Here is a 16211-nt window from a genome sequence, read left to right on the forward strand (position 1 = left end):
GAAGTTTATAATCCTTTTGATATTTTACTTTACCTGAAGTCAAAAGAATTTTCCAATTACTGGTTTGAGACCGGCACTCCCAGTTTTCTGGTTAAGATGCTGCATTCCAGAAGGTATTCAATTCCTTATCTGGAGTCTATTCAGGCAAGTGAAAAGCTTATGGGCAGTTTTGATATTGAGCATATTGAGGTTGAAACCCTGCTCTTTCAGACCGGTTACCTGACCATAAAATCTGCAAAGCAAATAGTCGGTGGTAAGCGGTTTACCTTAGGGTATCCAAACCTTGAGGTTAGACAAAGCCTGGCTGATTCTCTACTTACTTATCTGGTCGGTTCACTGGCAGAAGCAGAAAATGCCAAGTTTTCAGCCTATGATGCCCTGCTGGCCAATGACCTGGACAGTCTACGCGATATTTTTCATGCCTTTTTTGCCTCCATCCCCAGCGACTGGTATCGCAAGAATCAATTATCCCGGTATGAAGGTTATTATGCCTCGGTTGTGTACTGCTATTTTGCCGCTCTGGGTTTAAATGTTCATCCTGAAGATCCCACCAACAAAGGGCGGCTGGACTTGTCAATCCGTTTTCAGGACCGGGTATATATCATTGAATTCAAGGTGGTGGAGCTTGCAGGTGAGGGCAAGCCTCTGGAGCAGATTAAAGCCAGAGGATACACAGAAAAGTATGCAGGCCAGGAAGTTTATCTCATAGGTGTGGAGTTTTCCAGCCAGGACCGGAATATTGTGGGGTTTGAGTGGGAGAAGAATTAGACCATTTATCAGGGCAACCGTTTGAAGCCCGCCAAATCAAAATGACGATCAAACGTAAACACTTGCGAAACATACCTGGATATCATGAGCGTAAAGGAGACGCAGTTTGTGAAGGACACGCCTTGATCAGATAATTATGCGAACAGCTGCAGAGCACGCAGTTCATCCTCTTTGTCGGGCCGCCATATCTGGAAAGCATGTGATGCATAGATGTTGCTAAGCCTCTCGGCGGCAAAGATATTGCCAGCTCTTCTTCCCAGCAGAGTAGCGGTTTCGTTCAGCACAAGGCTGCTTGTGGCAAGTCTTTCATGACTATTTTTCCAGTTCGGCCCATATATTCAATGCAAGCTGATGAAACTGATCTTTGACGAGATAACGCGCTAATAATGGACCAGTATCAACGAATATCATAAGACTCGCCATAATGATATTCATCGTGTTCAGCGCTAAAATCGGGAGAGGAATAGCCCTGATAAATAGCCTTGTCCTCGTAAAAGCAGTCCTGCAAGCCATTGCTGACTTCAGTACTGTCAATTTCCTTTTGCAGGGCTTCCCGGATGAGCTGTCCCAGAGAGATTCCCATTTTTCTGGACTTGCTGGCCGCCCAAATCTTCAATTCTCTGGGCAGCATAATTGTTGTGCGTTGCATATTATCACCTCACATTATGTTGCCATAATATTTCATGCATAACTTTTCGTCCAGCAAAAAAACAGGTACAGACGCAATATGCTCCACATATTGGTTCGCTGTAGTCAGGCTACTTTTAGATGAAGATTTTTCCCTACTGCTTGAGCATAATTTACTAAAGTTGAAAGCCGGATATCCTCAGCGTGGTTTTCAATTCTAAAAATAGCTGATTTTTTGGTATTTAATATAAAGGCAACCTGTTCTTGAGTGAGCCCTGCTTCAAGACGTGCCTGCTTCAAGAGGACACCAATCTTAAATTGCTTATACCCTTTATCAAAGCTCTCCCCAAAACTGGGGCTTTTCTTTTTTCGTTTTTCGATATATATCTTGAGAGTCAAAAGTTCCTCCCGTTACGCAGTAATTATGCTGGCGTGCCTGTCCACTGTTTAACTCAGAAAAGGGCTAAATGTAACTGGATATTTATGTAGCTTTGAGATATACTGTAAGTGTCAGTCAGCTTTGTTAAACAAAGCAGTAACAGTAAATGCAGGAGATAGTATTATGGAATCAACCCAGAATATCAAGCAGATCATCAAGTTGGAACTGCCGAAAATTATGGAAACTGACCCTGAGATTCATGATTTTATTCTCAGGCTGACTCGCAAACAATACGCTGACAGGAATCAAACAGATGATCGCATAGAGAGACTTTTTGATGAGCTGAAAAGGGACCGAGAGATCAGTCAAATAAGATGGGAAGAGAATCAGAAAGAATTGCGGGAACTCAGGCTGGCTCAAGATAAGAAATGGGAAGAGAATCAGAAAGAATTGCGGGAACTCAGACTGGCTCAGGATAAGAAATGGGAAGAGAGCCAAAAAAAATGGGAGAAAAGTCAGAAAGAATTCAAGGAGTTAAAGCTGACCCAGGATAAAAAATGGGAAGAAAATCAGAAGAAATGGGAGGAAAATCTGAAAGAATTGCGGGAAATGGTTAAATCCATATCTAAATTGTCTCAAAGGTTTGATTCCAGCATCGGAGCTCTGGGCGCCAGGTGGGGTCTGCACAGCGAAGCCTCGTTCCGCAACGGGCTTAAGGCGATTCTAACCGAGTCATTCAGTGTCAGGGTTGAACGTTACGAAGACTATGACATGGAAGGTATGGTTTTTGGCCGGCCTGAACAGATCGAACTTGATGTGGTCATTTACAATGGGGATATTATTATTTGCGAAATCAAGTCTTCCATTAGCAAGTCTGAAATGCATGTTTTTTATCGAAAAAAAGAATATTATGAGAAGAAGCATGACCTCAAAGTTAACCGGACTATGGTCATATCCCCCATGATTGACCCCCTGGCTTTAAAGGTGGCCGAGCGACTGGGCATAGAGACATATTCATATGCTGACAAAGTTAATCTGTAGATTACATATGCGATTGTAGTTCTTACAAGTAACTAAAACCAAATTGGCAATAAATTCAAAGCATTATGGTTTTACCATACAGATTGCTTCGGTCGCTTAGGCTCCCTCGTGGGTGACAGGTTTTCAGCAACCACATCCCTGACAGCTCAGGTGTCATTGCGAGCGAGTCTTCGAGCGCGGCAATCTCGAACGCGTTAAGGCTGATTTTTTGGTTACTCAAAGGTTCGGTCCCGGGCCGCCCGGGGGAGGAGCTTCTAAGTAACTGGAATCGTTTTGCTAATAAAATCAGCCGGTTACAATTTTCATATTTTTACGTTTTTTGCTTATTATTGATGCACATTTGCCTGAAAAGTTCCGTCAAAGATGAGAGCTTTACGCCTGGCATCGGGACTGTCCCTCGCTGTGTAGATTTTTTCATCAAAGCAAATTTCTTTCACTAACCAATGCAGCATCAGTCTTGTTTGTAGCACCTCGCGGGGACTGTCCCAATTTTCAGAAAAGTGACAGACTCGTAAAGTTACTCGCAAGTTCGGTCCCGAGCCGCCCAAGTGAGGAGCTTGTAATGAATTAACTGAGGATTTTTTTTATATCCAGGAGGGATGATTTTATTTCATCCAGAGTATCGGCAAACCTGCTCTGCTCTTCGAGGCGCATGCGAGCGCCGTCAATGGTCAGCTTATCCTTATACAGAAGTTTTTTGATCTTTTTTAGAAGTTTGATATGTTCGCAGGTATAATAACGCTGGCCCTTAGCTGTTCTATTGGGACGCAACTGTTCAAACTCAGTTTCCCAAAAGCGCAGTACATAAGCTTCCAGCCCCAGCATTTCAGCAACCTGACCTATTTTATACTTACCTTCTTCCCTGCTCATGGAAAAAGAATAAACATATGCAGCAAATTGGTAAAGTATTAGTTGATCGGTTTCAATTCGGGCCCCATATCTGTTCAGCTTTAGAGGAAAGCAGTGGATAGATACTCAGCACCCATTTGAGAAAATTTCGTGAACAAAATGACTCATTTTGTTAGACACAGGGGCCCCGGAAAAACCAATCCCCCTCCGGGCTGTATGTCTCCGGGCAGGAAGCTGGCCACATCCAAGGCGCTGATGAGTACAGGACCCCATGGATTGGGATAAATCTCACGGGGTCCGGCAATATATAATATCAGGCAAATCTGAGGGGGAGTTTACTGGTCAGATCTTGGGCAATTTTCTGATGCACCTTTTCGACTTCTTTGTCTTTTAAGGTCTTGTCGGGATGCCGATAAGTCATGCGATAGGTCATATTTTTTTCAGCAGAATTTTCCGGATAGTAAACATCAGTTAGAGTTGCTTCTTCCAGGATGTTTGCCCCACTGCCAAGAACAACATCCATAATCTGATCGTGCTTGATGTCCATGGGTGCTATAATGGTCATATCTCGGCGGACCACCGGAAAACGAGGCAGAGATACAAAACTGATTTCCTGATCAAGAAAGATTTTTTGAAGCTCATCAAGGTCAATATCGGCAAACCAGATATCTTTTCTGGCTTTGTATATCCTGGCTATGTCAGGCTTTACCCTGCCAAGAAAACCAAGCTCAACATCATTACAGATGAATCTGACTGCTGGAGACAAATAACTATGGTTGAACTCCTGAATAAAATTAACAGGCAACCTGACGAATACTTTAGTTAAATTTTCAAGCAAACCCTTGATATCAGCATAGTCAAAATCATCCTCAATATGAGGCCATTGCCCTGAGTGGCGTGCGCCATATAGAAGAACAGCAAGCCGGTTAATTTCTTTGACTCCGGTTTCAGACTGATTATGAGAAAAAAATGCTCTGGCAACTTCAAAGACTTTTAAACGATTGTTGTCATGCCCCAGATTGTGGCGCAAAGATTGTAATAATCCGGGTAACAGGTCTGTCCTCAGCACATTCTGGTCTTCGCTTAAAGGATTAAACACATCTACCCTGTAAGTTTCTTCCCCACCAATGGCATCAAGGTCAGAGCGACCTACAAAGCTGTAATTGACGACTTCGTTAAGCCCGAGACCTCTGGCCCAATCCTTGATCCTGACGATAAAATCAAAACTCAGGTCCAGCGGCTGCTGGCCAAGAGATTTTTTTATACGCGGGAGATGCTCAGGGATACGGTCTAAACCGTATATCCTGCCAACTTCTTCTATCAGATCCACTTCCCGCTCAAGATCCGGTCTGTAGCTTGGAGCAGTAACTTTAAATTCATTATCGCCATCTGAAAGTACACATCCAAGTCCGGAAAGAGTTTTTCGACAATAATCTGCATCTACATCAATGGCCAGTAAAGACCCAACTTTGGAAGGACGAAAGTTGACTGAAACAGATTGAAATGGTCTGGGCTCAGCCTGAGATACTCCCCCTGCCACAGTCCCACCGGACATTGAGCTGATAAGCTCAGCAGCTCTGTCAATGGCAAACCTTGATCCAGGATGATCAACTCCACGTTCAAACCGAAAGGATGCTTCGCTGCTCAGACCAAGTCTTCTTGCAGTTTTTCGAATACTTAAAGGATCAAACACTGCACACTCAAGGAGTACATTCCGGCTATCCTTGTGTATCTCTGTCTCTGCCCCGCCCATTACACCGGCCAGAGCAACCGGCCTTTCAGCATCCCAGATCAGAAGATCATCTTTTGCAAGAGTCCTTTGCTGTCCATCAAGAGTTGTAAACTTCATTCCATCAGTTGCCCTGTCAACTCTAACAAGTTCACCTTTCATCAGGTCATTGTCAAAAGAATGAAGTGGTTGTCCCAGTTCCATCAAAATGTAGTTGGTGACATCAACAATATTATTAATGGGGCGAACCCCGACAGCCATAAGCCTGTATCGAACAGCCGCAGGACTTGGCTTGACCTCACACTCAGAAATTATCCTTGCCTGATAAAGTGGACATCCATATGAATCATCAATAACCACCCTGACCATGGAGTTGCAGTTCAGAGAATGATTTTCCTGCAGGTTCAACCAGGGAATGGTAAGGGGTAAATCAAAAATTGCTGCTGTTTCTCTTGCAAGACCCAGAACACTTAGACAGTCTGATCGATTGGGTGTGATGCCAATATCCAGTACGTACTCTTCAAGGTTCAAGGCCTGAATCAGACCCGTTCCAGGCTTAAGCCCTTCATCAAGGACCATTATACCGGAAGAATCCGAGCCCAGCTCAAGCTCTATTTCAGAACAGATCATCCCCTTAGAGACCTGCCCGCGAATTTTGGCCTTTTTTATTAGCATTTCGTTCGGCATAACCGTACCCACAGGGGCAACAGCTACTTTCTGCCCGGAAGCAACATTGGGAGCACCGCATACTATGGGCAACAGCTCACCTGTACCAATATCCACCTGGCAAAGAGAAAGTTTGTCTGCATCTGGATGGGCTTTTTTCTCTACCACATGCCCCACAACCAACCCTGAAAGGTATGCAAAAGGTTTTTGGATTTCCTCAACTTCCAGACCCACCATGGTCAGTCTGTGAGCGAGTTCTTCCACAGTTCCTTCATAAGGAGTGAATTCTTTTAGCCAAGTCAAACTGAGAAGCATCTATTATATCCTTGCTAAACCTGCTACGCAAATTGTTTGAGAAAACGCAGGTCATTTTCGAAAAACATTCTGAGATCACCAATGCCATACTTAAGCATGGCCACCCTTTCTACGCCCAGACCAAAGGCAAATCCAGTATAGCGCTCAGGATCATAATCCACCTTGGCGAATACTTCCGGATCTATCATGCCACAACCAAGAATCTCAACCCATCCTGTTTCCTTGCATATCCTGCAGGTACTGCCGTCTTTTGCCTTTCCACTGCCATTGCACATAACACAACTGATATCCACTTCAGCACTCGGCTCTGTGAAAGGAAAGAAACTTGGTCTGAATCGGACCTTGACACCAGGATCAAAAATCTCATGAGCAAACGCAGTCAAAGTTCCACGCAGGTCAGCCATGTTAACATCAGTATCCACCAGAAAGCCTTCGATCTGGTGAAACATGGGTGTGTGCGTCAGATCCGAGTCTCTGCGATAAACCTTTCCAGGAGCTATGGCTGCTACAGGAGGTTTGCGTTTGAGCATGGTTCTGACCTGCAAAGGAGAAGTATGAGTTCGCAAAACAACATTTTCACTGATATACAAAGTGTCCTGCATATCTCTCGCAGGATGTCCGGGCGGAAGGTTCAGTGCTTCAAAGTTATAGAAGTCGGTTTCCACTTCAGGACCTGTGACAACGTCGAATCCAAGCCTGATAAAGATGGCGCAGATATCATTAATAACTTTAGTAACAGGATGCAAAGAACCGACATCAGGAGCTCGTCCTGGAAAGGTAGGATCAAAAGATGCCATACTCAATTGCTGTTTCTGTTCTTCAAGAAAACGAGTCTTTTCAGAGTACAGATCATTAAGTGCATCCTTGACTTCGTTGGCAAGACGCCCCAAAGCCGGTCGATCATCTTTGGATAGTTCGGGCAAACAGGACATAATGGATGCAAGCCTTCCTTTCCTGCCAAGAAAGTCTACTCGAGCATCTTCCAATTCCTGCAACGAAGAAGCCTGATCCAGAACTATTTTAAAATTCTGGATCAGGCTTTTAAGATTTTTGCTGAGATCAGCAGATGAATTCATTGTTTATGTCCCGGACTTGACCATTTCCGCAAGTCTGGCAAATGCTGCTTTTTCATTTACAGCCATATCAGCCAAAACCTTACGATTCAACTCAACTCCGGCCTTGCTCAGTCCATTCATAAAGCGACTGTAAGATAAACCATATTCTCTGGCAGCGGCATTGATACGCACAACCCAGAGTTTCCTGAATTCACGTTTTTTCTGCCTCCGGTCACGATAGGCATAACATAAACTCCGCTCCACTGCTTCACGAGCGGTGCGGTAGAGCTTGCTTCTTCCCCCGCGGTATCCCTTGGCTAACTTTAAATATTTTTTATGCCGCTTGTGGGCGGTTTTACCTCTTTTAACCCGCATTGAATCCTCCCCTTTTGGAGTGCAATTTTTAGTGATTTGGTAAATTACTGTAGACAGTCTGAAACAAAAAACAAAACAATGTCATTTGCTAATGGTTGTAAATTACCTGGTTTTTGCTGATAATAGCTAACTTACGGCTATATTGCGTACAATTACCGAGTTAGACTGTATAGACAATGTAATAATCAGTACAATAATGTCTAAAAAGAATTAGGCAAAAGCCTTTTAACTGATTTCATGTTGGCACTGTCAACAATGGCTGACTTGCCCAGTTTTCTTTTTCTTTTGGCACTTTTCTTGGTCAGTATATGACGCAGATTCTGTTTCCGTCTCTTGACCTTTCCACTGCCGGTAATGCTGAACCGTTTGGCAGCACTTCTGTTTGTTTTAATCTTGGGCATTATATCCTCCTGACATAAAATTTGTGCTTATAAACTTGATGTATCAACTCAAACCTGGAGTGCAGCCTGTGCGTCAGCTTTCCGAAGAAGTTACGGATTACATGCCAGGCTTTTAGTATAGCGCTGAACTAAATACCAAAAATGAGAATTGACATCATTTCTTAGGATTAATGGGAGCCAGCAACAAATGCATTGTTCGACCTTCAAAACGAGGTTCCTGCTCCACCTTTGCCACATCTGAAGTCATATCAACAATACGGGATAAAATTTCAGCTCCCCGGTCCTTATGGGCCAGTTCTCTGCCTCTGAAGGCAACAGTAACCTTGCATCTGTCCCCAGCCTCAATAAACCTTAATATGTGACGCACCTTGGTGTTGAGATCATTATCATCAGTTTTGGGTCTGACCTTGATCTCTTTAATCTGAACCTTGGTCTGCTTCTTTTTGGCTTCCTGTTTCTTTTTCTGCTGTTGAAACTGATATTTGCCAAAATCCATTATTCTGCAAACCGGAGGATCGGCATTGGGTGCCACTTCCACCAGGTCAAGCCCCATGGATTCAGCCTGACTTATGGCTTTTGCGCTGTCCATGACCCCAAGCTGCTCGCCATCCTCATTGATTACACGTACTTCTCTCGCCCTGATCTGCCTGTTGCGTCGGGCCTTAGTAGAGGTATCTATAACTCATTCCTCCCTTCTTGAACGGTTCATCCATTTCATCATATATTAATTCAATCACATCGGGCAATGACTTCAGACCAAGGTTTTTACCTCCCCTGACACGAACATTCAGCCCTGATGCGCTGATTTCTTTTTCTCCAGCTACCAGAATATAAGGAACCTTCTCAATTTGAGCCTCACGTACTTTGTACCCCAGCTTTTCGTTCCGAATGTCCATGTCGACCCTGATGCCTTGATCCTTGAGAGTTTTACAGCACTTTTCGACATATTCCTTCTGGACATCGGTAATATTCAAGATCCTGGCCTGAACCGGAGCAAGCCATACTGGAAATGCTCCTGCATAGTGCTCAATTAAGACTCCAAGAAATCGCTCAATGGCTCCAAGAATCACTCTATGCAGCATAACAGGCCTGTGCCGATTACCATCTTCTCCCGTGTAAGAAAGATCAAACCTCTCCGGCAGGGTAAAATCACATTGTACAGTTGCGCATTGCCATTTTCTACCCAGAGCGTCCTTTAGTTTTACATCGATTTTGGGTCCATAAAAAGCTCCGTCTCCGGGGTTAACGCTGTAGTCAAGACCGATGCTTTGCAAGGCATTAGTCAATGCAGTTGTAGCTCGATCCCAGTCAGCATCACTGCCAATAGATTTTTCCGGCCTGGTGCTGATCTCTACTTCGTAATCAAACTCAAATAGAGCCATAATATCCTGAACAAACTTGACAATGGATACAATCTCCCCTTGAAGCTGATCCGGTCTGCAAAGAATATGGGCGTCATCCTGAGTGAATTCTCGGACCCTTAATAAACCATGCAAAACACCGGATTTTTCGTGTCTGTGAACACGTCCCAGTTCAAAATATCGCAAAGGCAGATCCCTGTAACTTCGAAGCCTGGACTTGTAAATCAGCATGTGCGAAAGACAGTTCATAGGCTTTATTCCGTAGGAATGTTCTTCAATATCAGTAAAGTACATATTCTCACGGTAATTATCATAGTGCCCTGATTTTTCCCAGAGTTCCCTGCGTAAAATCTGTGGGCCCTGAACTATCTGGTATCCACGCCTGAGATGCTCTTTACGCTCAAAATCTTCAAGAATTGTTCTGACCAGCGCACCTTTCGGATGAAAAATTGGCATACCTGGCCCGGCTTCTTCTGAAAAACTAAATAAATCAAGTTGAGTGCCAAGTTTGCGATGATCCCGCTTTCTGGCTTCCTCCAATTGCGCAAGGTGTTTTTTCAAGTCCTTGGGTGTCGCAAAGGCTGTACCGTATATTCTTTGCAGCATGGGACGCTTTTCATCACCCCGCCAGTAGGCTCCTGCAACAGATGTAAGCTTGAAAGCCTTGAGATAGCCTGTATCTGGCAGGTGCGGTCCCCTGCATAGATCAACAAAATCACCATGTTTATAGATTGAGACTGTATCTTCATCAAGATCATCAATAATCTCGAGCTTATAAGTTTCATTCATACCAAGAAACATTTTTTTGGCTTCATCCTTAGAAACCACAATACGCTCAAATGGAAGATTCTGAGCTACACTTTCGGTCATTTTCGCTTCAATTTTTTCCAGGTCTTCAGGGGTGAAGGAGCGCTCAAAATCAAAGTCATAGTAATAGCCGTTTTCAATGTCCGGGCCGATTGTAACCTTAGCAGTCGGAAACAATGACTTGACTGCTTCGGCCATAATGTGAGCCGCACTGTGCCGTAAAACTTTCAGCCCTTCAGGACTTGAAAGAAACACCGGCTCCACAGAGTCGCATTCCTCATCCACAGCAGATTTAAGATCATACAGCCCTTCATTGCACTTACAGGCTACAACCTCCTTAAGCTTCTTGCCGGAAAGAGCTTGAGACAGAACTTCTCTGCAGGTTGCTCCAGAAACCACCTGGACTTCTTCATGAGTGCCTGCAACTTTGACCATTTTATTATCCATGAATAGATTATATTTTTATATAGTTAAAAGTTTTAAGCCAAAAGCTCAAAGCAAGGTTAAAGCAGTATAACAATCCAGCGTCACAAAAAAAACATTAGATGCTATATAATAGCTTCTCAATATTTTTTAGAAACTTTTAAAAACTATTGAGGGAATGACTGTTCCTGCGTAATAGTTTGTCTGATTGCTAAGCAGCCTGATGTAACCTGAACAGGGATAGATGTGCCGGATAACCCGGCATTCAAAAACAGTACATCCATAATACACGCGGTCTTGACAAGATCACTTCAAATGGCTGGCTGTCCCCGAGCTGGTCCAGGCAAAAAGGCTGGATAGTTGTCAATACTGCAACTACAGCAACATTTTGTGTAAATTTGTAGTGCTATATAACCAAAAGAAATCAGAGCAGTAAAAAAATCTAAAAAAATCAGGGAGGCAAGGGCCTCCCTGATTGATGATCCTTGATAATGGTAGGCGCGGGGAGATTTGAACTCCCGACCCTTTGCACGTCAAGCAAATGCTCTCCCCCTGAGCTACGCGCCTGCATCCCGAACAGACAGGTTTGCTACCAGCATTTTCTCTGTCTTGTCAAGTATATTATATTCAGATAAGTTAAGAAGTTATAAGCACCCTACCCTGTCAGCCCGGGTGGAAAGCTTACAAGTAACTAGAATCGTTTTGATAATAAATTCAAATGGTTACAATTTTCACATTTTTATGATTTTTGCTTATGATTGATGCACATTTGCCAGAAAAGTTCCGTCAAAGATGGGAGCTTTGCGCCTGGCACAGCTTCCTGCCCGGAGGCTTACAGCCCGGAGGGGGACTGTCCCTCGCTGTGTAAATTTTTTCATTGAAGCAAATTTCTTCCAGGAACCAATGCAGTATCAATCTGTTTTATAGTACCTCGCGGGGACTGTCCCAATTTTCAAATATGGGACTGTTCTTTAAGGTGGAGGCGGCTTCCAGCCGCCTGGAATTCAATAGCCTGCAGGATGCAGGCTCCACTTTAAAGACAGTTACTCACAAGTTCGGTCCTGGTCCGCCCAGGTGAGGAGCTTCTAAGTAACTAAAACCAAATTAGTAATAAATTAAGAGCATTATGGTTTTACCTTACAGATTGCTTCGGTCGCTTAGGCACCTTCGTGGGTGACAGATTTTGAGCAACTACACATGCAACACCTCATGTGTCATTGCGAGCGAGTCTTTTTACCTCGTTGAATACACGCAGTGCAGGCGCAGCCATTCAACTAAGGCGAGCGCGGCAATCTCAAACGCGTTAAGGCTATTTCAAGTTTCTCACACGTTCGGTCCCAGGCCGCCCGGGTGAGGCGCTTGCAAATATCGGCAGCACAATAATCCCTCTGGAGTAAGACGCATAAGTTTTGCTGCAGGGATAAAAGAGGAGAGAAAAAAAAATGGATTCGATCACAGTTAAGACCAGAACAAGACAGTGCTTGATGGATATCACTTCCGAGGTGCAACAGTACCTCAAATCACATAACCTCATAAGCGGGATAGTAACCATCTATTGTCCCCACACTACCGGTGGCATTACGATTAATGAAGGGGCTGACCCTGATGTAATGCGTGACATCCTGGCCTTTCTGGAAAAAATGGTACCGCACCGGGGAGACTACAGGCACGCTGAAGGTAATAGCGACGCGCATATCAAGACAAGCATCATTGGACCTTCCGTCCAGGTAATTGTGGAAGACGGTCGGCTGATGCTTGGCACCTGGCAAAAAATATTTTTTGCTGAATTTGACGGCCCCAGATCAAGAAAAGTCTGGCTCAAATGGCTACAGGGGTAAAAGCTCCTTTTTCCAGGCAGCAAAACTCTTCTGAGCTCTTTCGGCATGGAGTTCCTTGCGCCTGGCCTTTTTAGCCCGAACATTGAGGGCAGGGAAAAGCCCAAAGTTTATATTGGAAGGCTGAAAATTTTTCTCAATTCTGCCAAGATGGTTCAATAGAGCACCCAAAGCAGTATCAGCCGGCGGTTCAGGCAGCGCAATTTCCCGGCCTTGAACCGCAAGTTTCATACCCAGCCAAAGACCTGTTGCGGCTGATTCAAGATAACCCTCCACGCCGGTTATCTGCCCTGATAGATGTACTCCTGCTCTGCCTTTGAGCTCCAAATCAGGACCAAGAACTTTGGGCGAGTCTACATAGGTATTTCTGTGCATACTGCCAAGACGAAGAAACTCTGCTTGTTCAAGGCCGGGTATTAAAGAAAAAACACGCTTCTGTTCAGGATACTTTAACCTGGTCTGAAAACCTACCATATTAAATGCTGTCCCTGCAACATTCTCGGCCCGCAGCTGAACCACTGCAAAAGCCTCTTTGCCTGTTCTGGGGTTTGGCAGCCCAACCGGCTTCAAGGGGCCGTAGGCCATGGTCATTTCACCCTTGCAGGCCATAGCCTCTATAGGCATACAACCCTGGAAATGTATTTCTTTTTCAAAATCCCTGGCAGATACAGTCTGGGCTTTAATCAGCTCTGAATAGAAATGCTGGTACTGATCACGATTCATGGGGCAGTTTAAATAGTCATTATCCTCAGGACGATATCTTGATCCCCGGAAGGCCTTGACCATATCTATGGACTCTGCGCTTACAATGGGCGCAATGGCATCATAAAAATACAGACTGTCCCGCCCGATAACTTCAGCAAGACTCTGAGCCAGCGCATCGCTCATAAGAGGTCCAGCTGCAATGATAACCTTATCAAAATCAGCAAGATCCGGATGGTCCAGACTGTCTATCTCTTTCCTTCTAACTTCTATTTGAGGATTATTATGCAGGGCATTGGTTAAAAATTGAGCAAAACCATGTCGATCAACTGCAAGAGCTTTGCCTGCCGGCACTCTGTTGGCCAGAGCAGATTGCATGACTAAACTGCCCAATTCCAGCATTTCCCGCTGCAAAAGACCTATGCCAGTTGACAGTTCCTCTGAGCGAAATGAGTTGGAACAGACAAGTTCCCCAAGATTGGGATTTTCATGAGCTGGAGAGTACCTGTCAGGCTTCATTTCAAAGACAGTACAACTGATATTGTGTCTTGCGAGTTGCCAGGCTGCCTCACACCCGGCCAGCCCTCCTCCTATGATGGCTATATTTTTCACTGTATATCCTTATTATTGACAGTCATTTTTTTTGTTCCTGGTTCTTGGTTCCTGGTTCCTAGTTTTTTTATTGCTCTTGTTCCAAGGCCACAGCCTGGAAAGAGCTGACAACCGAGGCTAATTTACCACAAAGCTGATGAAGAGTTACACAAGTTGTAACTTGACAATTTCAAGAATTGTACAGAAAACTATTGACTGTAAATTTACTTACACAAAAAACAAAAAATATGGAGTCCACTTATGAGCAAAAAAGAAATGAAAATCAAAGGTGTTTTGCCAAAACAGGATCTGATCAGCTTTTTTGAAGACTTTGTTTCCGGCCTCAAAAACGATACCATAAATTTTCAAAACAATGATGAGAGCTTAACATTAAACCCAGGTTCTGCCGCTGAGGTGGAAATAAAGATCAAATCCAAGAAAGAGAAAGAAAAAATTTCCATGGAACTTAGCTGGCGCAAGGACAAACAATATGAAACCAAACCACTTAACGTAAGCATATCCAATCCGGAAGAAGATGAAAAAGATGAAGACGCAAAAGTAGTGCCTGCGCTGTCAACATATTCAGAACAGACATCGGCTGGACCTCCAGCATCATCTGCACCTCCCATTCCGGGCAGTGCTTCAGAATCAGACCAGAACGAAGAAAGCTCTCCCAATGATCATGAACCTGATCAAGATCAGGACGATGAAAAAGAGCAACAAAACATAAAAATGACCATAGGCAAGCAATCATAGCATTATATCAGCTGTCAGTTATCAGGAATAACCTGGCAACTGACAGCTGGTAGCTCATAGCTCATAGCTGGACATCACTCCCTGGCTTTTAGGATAATATCCTCCAACCTGGTGATATCCTGAATTACTATATGAGCGGTTTTGCTCAATGACTCTCTGGTACCAGCACCGGTAAGAACACCCACTCTCAAACCAGCCTTGGCCAGCTTAGCCATCATCATATCATGGTCACTGTCTCCCACCACTGCCACATGCTCAGGATGGAGCCCCATATGAGTACAAAACGCTGTGGTCATGCCTGGTCCGGGCTTAGGTCCGAATCCGCTGTCATAGCCTGCAATAAAATCCACCAGTTCAGTCAATCCAAACTCCTGCACTGTGGACTCAGCTCCTGAGTAGCTGTCATTGGTGGCTATTCCCACAATAAGACCCTGCTGTTTCAAAAAAGTAAAAAATCGTGGGAGATCAGTCACAGGCGCTGCGTGCTCAAGTCCTAAACGACTGAAAACATCATCAAGGTATGCAATTAACTTATTTTTAGATATATTTGAGCCCAAATCGATCCAGAAGTCAGCAAGTTCTTCAGGACTGCCTAAAGCTATTACTGAGTTTGGGAGAAATCTGCCAGTTTCGAGATCTAATCCTCCCGCTGTCATCAACAGTTCTGACAACTCCCCGTCGCCCTGAGAAGCAAATTCAGCAGCATTATGAACAGCTGGCAGCCATGTCCTGTGAAAATCGAACAGTGTGCCGTCTTTATCAAAAACAATCCCTCTGATGCTGGACAAGGTCCGGGTCAAAGCCTCTTCATAATAGCTGAGTTTATTTATGCTTGCCATGTTTTTCTGATCTCCTGGGAATAAGACTCAAGGTATACTTTAACAGTCTGAGGCACGAGCCAGTCAATTTTTTTCCCGCTCAGCCATCTGGAACGAATCATACTCGAACTGATATCCAGTATGGGCACCGAAAAATACCTGACAGTGCCTCCATTCAATATATCCCACCTGCCTGTATTGTGGCGTTTGACATTCCAAAAGCTGTTAATAAAAATATCAAGTTCAGCAGGATCAGCCCCTGACCTGCCGGCTACAGTCAAGTCGCACAACATACCGATCTCTTTGCCCTTATACCACTTTTCCATGGTCAGCAAATCATTGTCACCCAGAATAAAGGTAAAGTTTGTGTCTGGCGACCTGTCAATGCTTGTCTGCAAGGTATCAAAAGTAAACGAAGGGCCTGTTCGTTCCCTTTCCATGCGGTTCACGGAAAGCTCGGGATGATCCTGTATGGCAGCTTCAAGCATGGCACAGCGCATGTCAAAGGGAAGAATATTGTCAACCTTTTTGTGAGGAGGAATGTGAGCAGGAATTAGCTGGATGGTATCGAGTTCAGCCTGTTCCAGAAGTTCAATGCACAGTCTTAAATGCCCGATATGAGGCGGATTGAAGCTGCCCCCCAATAGACCTGTTCTGGCATTTTTCATATATTTCTCTGACGCATGTATCTCATGTTTTTGTGTAATAATTTA

General features: G+C 44.3%; 16 protein-coding genes and 1 tRNA gene. 4 read left to right on the plus strand and 13 right to left on the minus strand.

Annotation, left to right across the window (positions count from 1 at the left end):
• On the plus strand, positions 1–768 hold a 768-nt coding region (locus LZ23_RS02765; RefSeq protein WP_045211402.1), incomplete at its 5' end, for a PD-(D/E)XK nuclease domain-containing protein.
• Between the two features lie 397 nt (positions 769–1165).
• On the opposite strand, the gene LZ23_RS02775 is transcribed toward LZ23_RS02765, so the two are convergent.
• The gene (locus tag LZ23_RS02775; RefSeq protein WP_045211404.1) at positions 1166–1417 is read right to left on the minus strand and encodes a hypothetical protein; all 252 of its coding nucleotides are present in this window, start codon (positions 1415–1417) and stop codon (positions 1166–1168) included.
• A gap of 104 nt (positions 1418–1521) precedes the next feature.
• The gene (locus LZ23_RS02780; protein WP_045211405.1) at positions 1522–1794 is read right to left on the minus strand and encodes a helix-turn-helix domain-containing protein; all 273 of its coding nucleotides are present in this window, start codon (positions 1792–1794) and stop codon (positions 1522–1524) included.
• A 163-nt stretch (positions 1795–1957) separates the two neighbouring features.
• On the opposite strand from LZ23_RS02780, the gene LZ23_RS02785 reads away from it, so the two are divergent.
• Positions 1958–2815, plus strand: coding sequence for a PD-(D/E)XK nuclease family protein (locus LZ23_RS02785; RefSeq protein ID WP_045211407.1), 858 nt, complete (start codon positions 1958–1960; stop codon positions 2813–2815).
• A gap of 567 nt (positions 2816–3382) precedes the next feature.
• On the opposite strand, the gene LZ23_RS02790 is transcribed toward LZ23_RS02785, so the two are convergent.
• The 8 genes from LZ23_RS02790 to LZ23_RS02830 form a co-directional block, all read right to left on the minus strand.
• A complete protein-coding gene (locus tag LZ23_RS02790; protein WP_045211409.1) occupies positions 3383–3685 on the minus strand; it encodes a MerR family transcriptional regulator in 303 nt (100 codons plus the stop codon).
• Between the two features lie 292 nt (positions 3686–3977).
• On the minus strand, positions 3978–6374 hold the full coding sequence (gene pheT, locus LZ23_RS02795) for a phenylalanine--tRNA ligase subunit beta (protein WP_045211411.1): 2397 nt from the start codon (positions 6372–6374) through the stop codon (positions 3978–3980).
• 23 nt (positions 6375–6397) lie between these two features.
• Entirely contained in the window at positions 6398–7450 is a 1053-nt protein-coding gene (pheS, locus tag LZ23_RS02800) for a phenylalanine--tRNA ligase subunit alpha (protein WP_045211412.1), read from the minus strand.
• Between the two features lie 3 nt (positions 7451–7453).
• A complete protein-coding gene (rplT, locus tag LZ23_RS02805) occupies positions 7454–7804 on the minus strand; it encodes a 50S ribosomal protein L20 (protein ID WP_045211414.1) in 351 nt (116 codons plus the stop codon).
• Positions 7805–8004: 200 nt separating this feature from the next.
• Positions 8005–8205, minus strand: coding sequence for a 50S ribosomal protein L35 (rpmI, locus tag LZ23_RS02810; RefSeq protein ID WP_045211415.1), 201 nt, complete (start codon positions 8203–8205; stop codon positions 8005–8007).
• Positions 8206–8359: 154 nt separating this feature from the next.
• On the minus strand, positions 8360–8884 hold the full coding sequence (gene infC / locus LZ23_RS02815) for a translation initiation factor IF-3 (protein ID WP_045211417.1): 525 nt from the start codon (positions 8882–8884) through the stop codon (positions 8360–8362).
• Positions 8868–10808, minus strand: a complete 1941-nt coding sequence (thrS, locus tag LZ23_RS02820) for a threonine--tRNA ligase (RefSeq protein ID WP_045211419.1) — start codon at positions 10806–10808, stop codon at positions 8868–8870. Before thrS ends, infC begins: the two co-directional genes overlap by 17 nt.
• A 480-nt stretch (positions 10809–11288) precedes the next feature.
• Positions 11289–11363 (minus strand) — tRNA-Val (locus LZ23_RS02830).
• An 875-nt stretch (positions 11364–12238) separates the two neighbouring features.
• Between LZ23_RS02830 and LZ23_RS02840 the strand changes: the two genes are divergently transcribed.
• Complete coding sequence (locus tag LZ23_RS02840) at positions 12239–12634, plus strand: secondary thiamine-phosphate synthase enzyme YjbQ (protein ID WP_045211423.1); 396 nt, start codon at positions 12239–12241, stop codon at positions 12632–12634.
• Here the strand turns inward: LZ23_RS02840 and trmFO are convergent.
• Positions 12623–13945, minus strand: coding sequence for a methylenetetrahydrofolate--tRNA-(uracil(54)-C(5))-methyltransferase (FADH(2)-oxidizing) TrmFO (gene trmFO / locus LZ23_RS02845; protein WP_045211425.1), 1323 nt, complete (start codon positions 13943–13945; stop codon positions 12623–12625). The two genes, LZ23_RS02840 and trmFO, sit on opposite strands and share 12 nt — an antisense overlap.
• Before the next feature lie 240 nt (positions 13946–14185).
• On the opposite strand from trmFO, the gene LZ23_RS22190 reads away from it, so the two are divergent.
• On the plus strand, positions 14186–14680 hold the full coding sequence (locus LZ23_RS22190; protein ID WP_052507059.1) for an amphi-Trp domain-containing protein: 495 nt from the start codon (positions 14186–14188) through the stop codon (positions 14678–14680).
• A gap of 74 nt (positions 14681–14754) precedes the next feature.
• Here the strand turns inward: LZ23_RS22190 and LZ23_RS02855 are convergent, their stop codons facing one another.
• Positions 14755–15519, minus strand: coding sequence for an HAD family hydrolase (locus tag LZ23_RS02855; RefSeq protein ID WP_045211426.1), 765 nt, complete (start codon positions 15517–15519; stop codon positions 14755–14757).
• Complete coding sequence (gene nadD / locus LZ23_RS02860) at positions 15507–16166, minus strand: nicotinate (nicotinamide) nucleotide adenylyltransferase (protein WP_045211428.1); 660 nt, start codon at positions 16164–16166, stop codon at positions 15507–15509. The genes LZ23_RS02855 and nadD overlap by 13 nt, the downstream gene beginning before the upstream one ends.
• Positions 16167–16211: the final 45 nt, after the last annotated feature.

The organism is Desulfonatronovibrio magnus (assembly GCF_000934755.1).
Taxonomy (GTDB): Bacteria; Desulfobacterota; Desulfovibrionia; order Desulfovibrionales; family Desulfonatronovibrionaceae; genus Desulfonatronovibrio; species Desulfonatronovibrio magnus.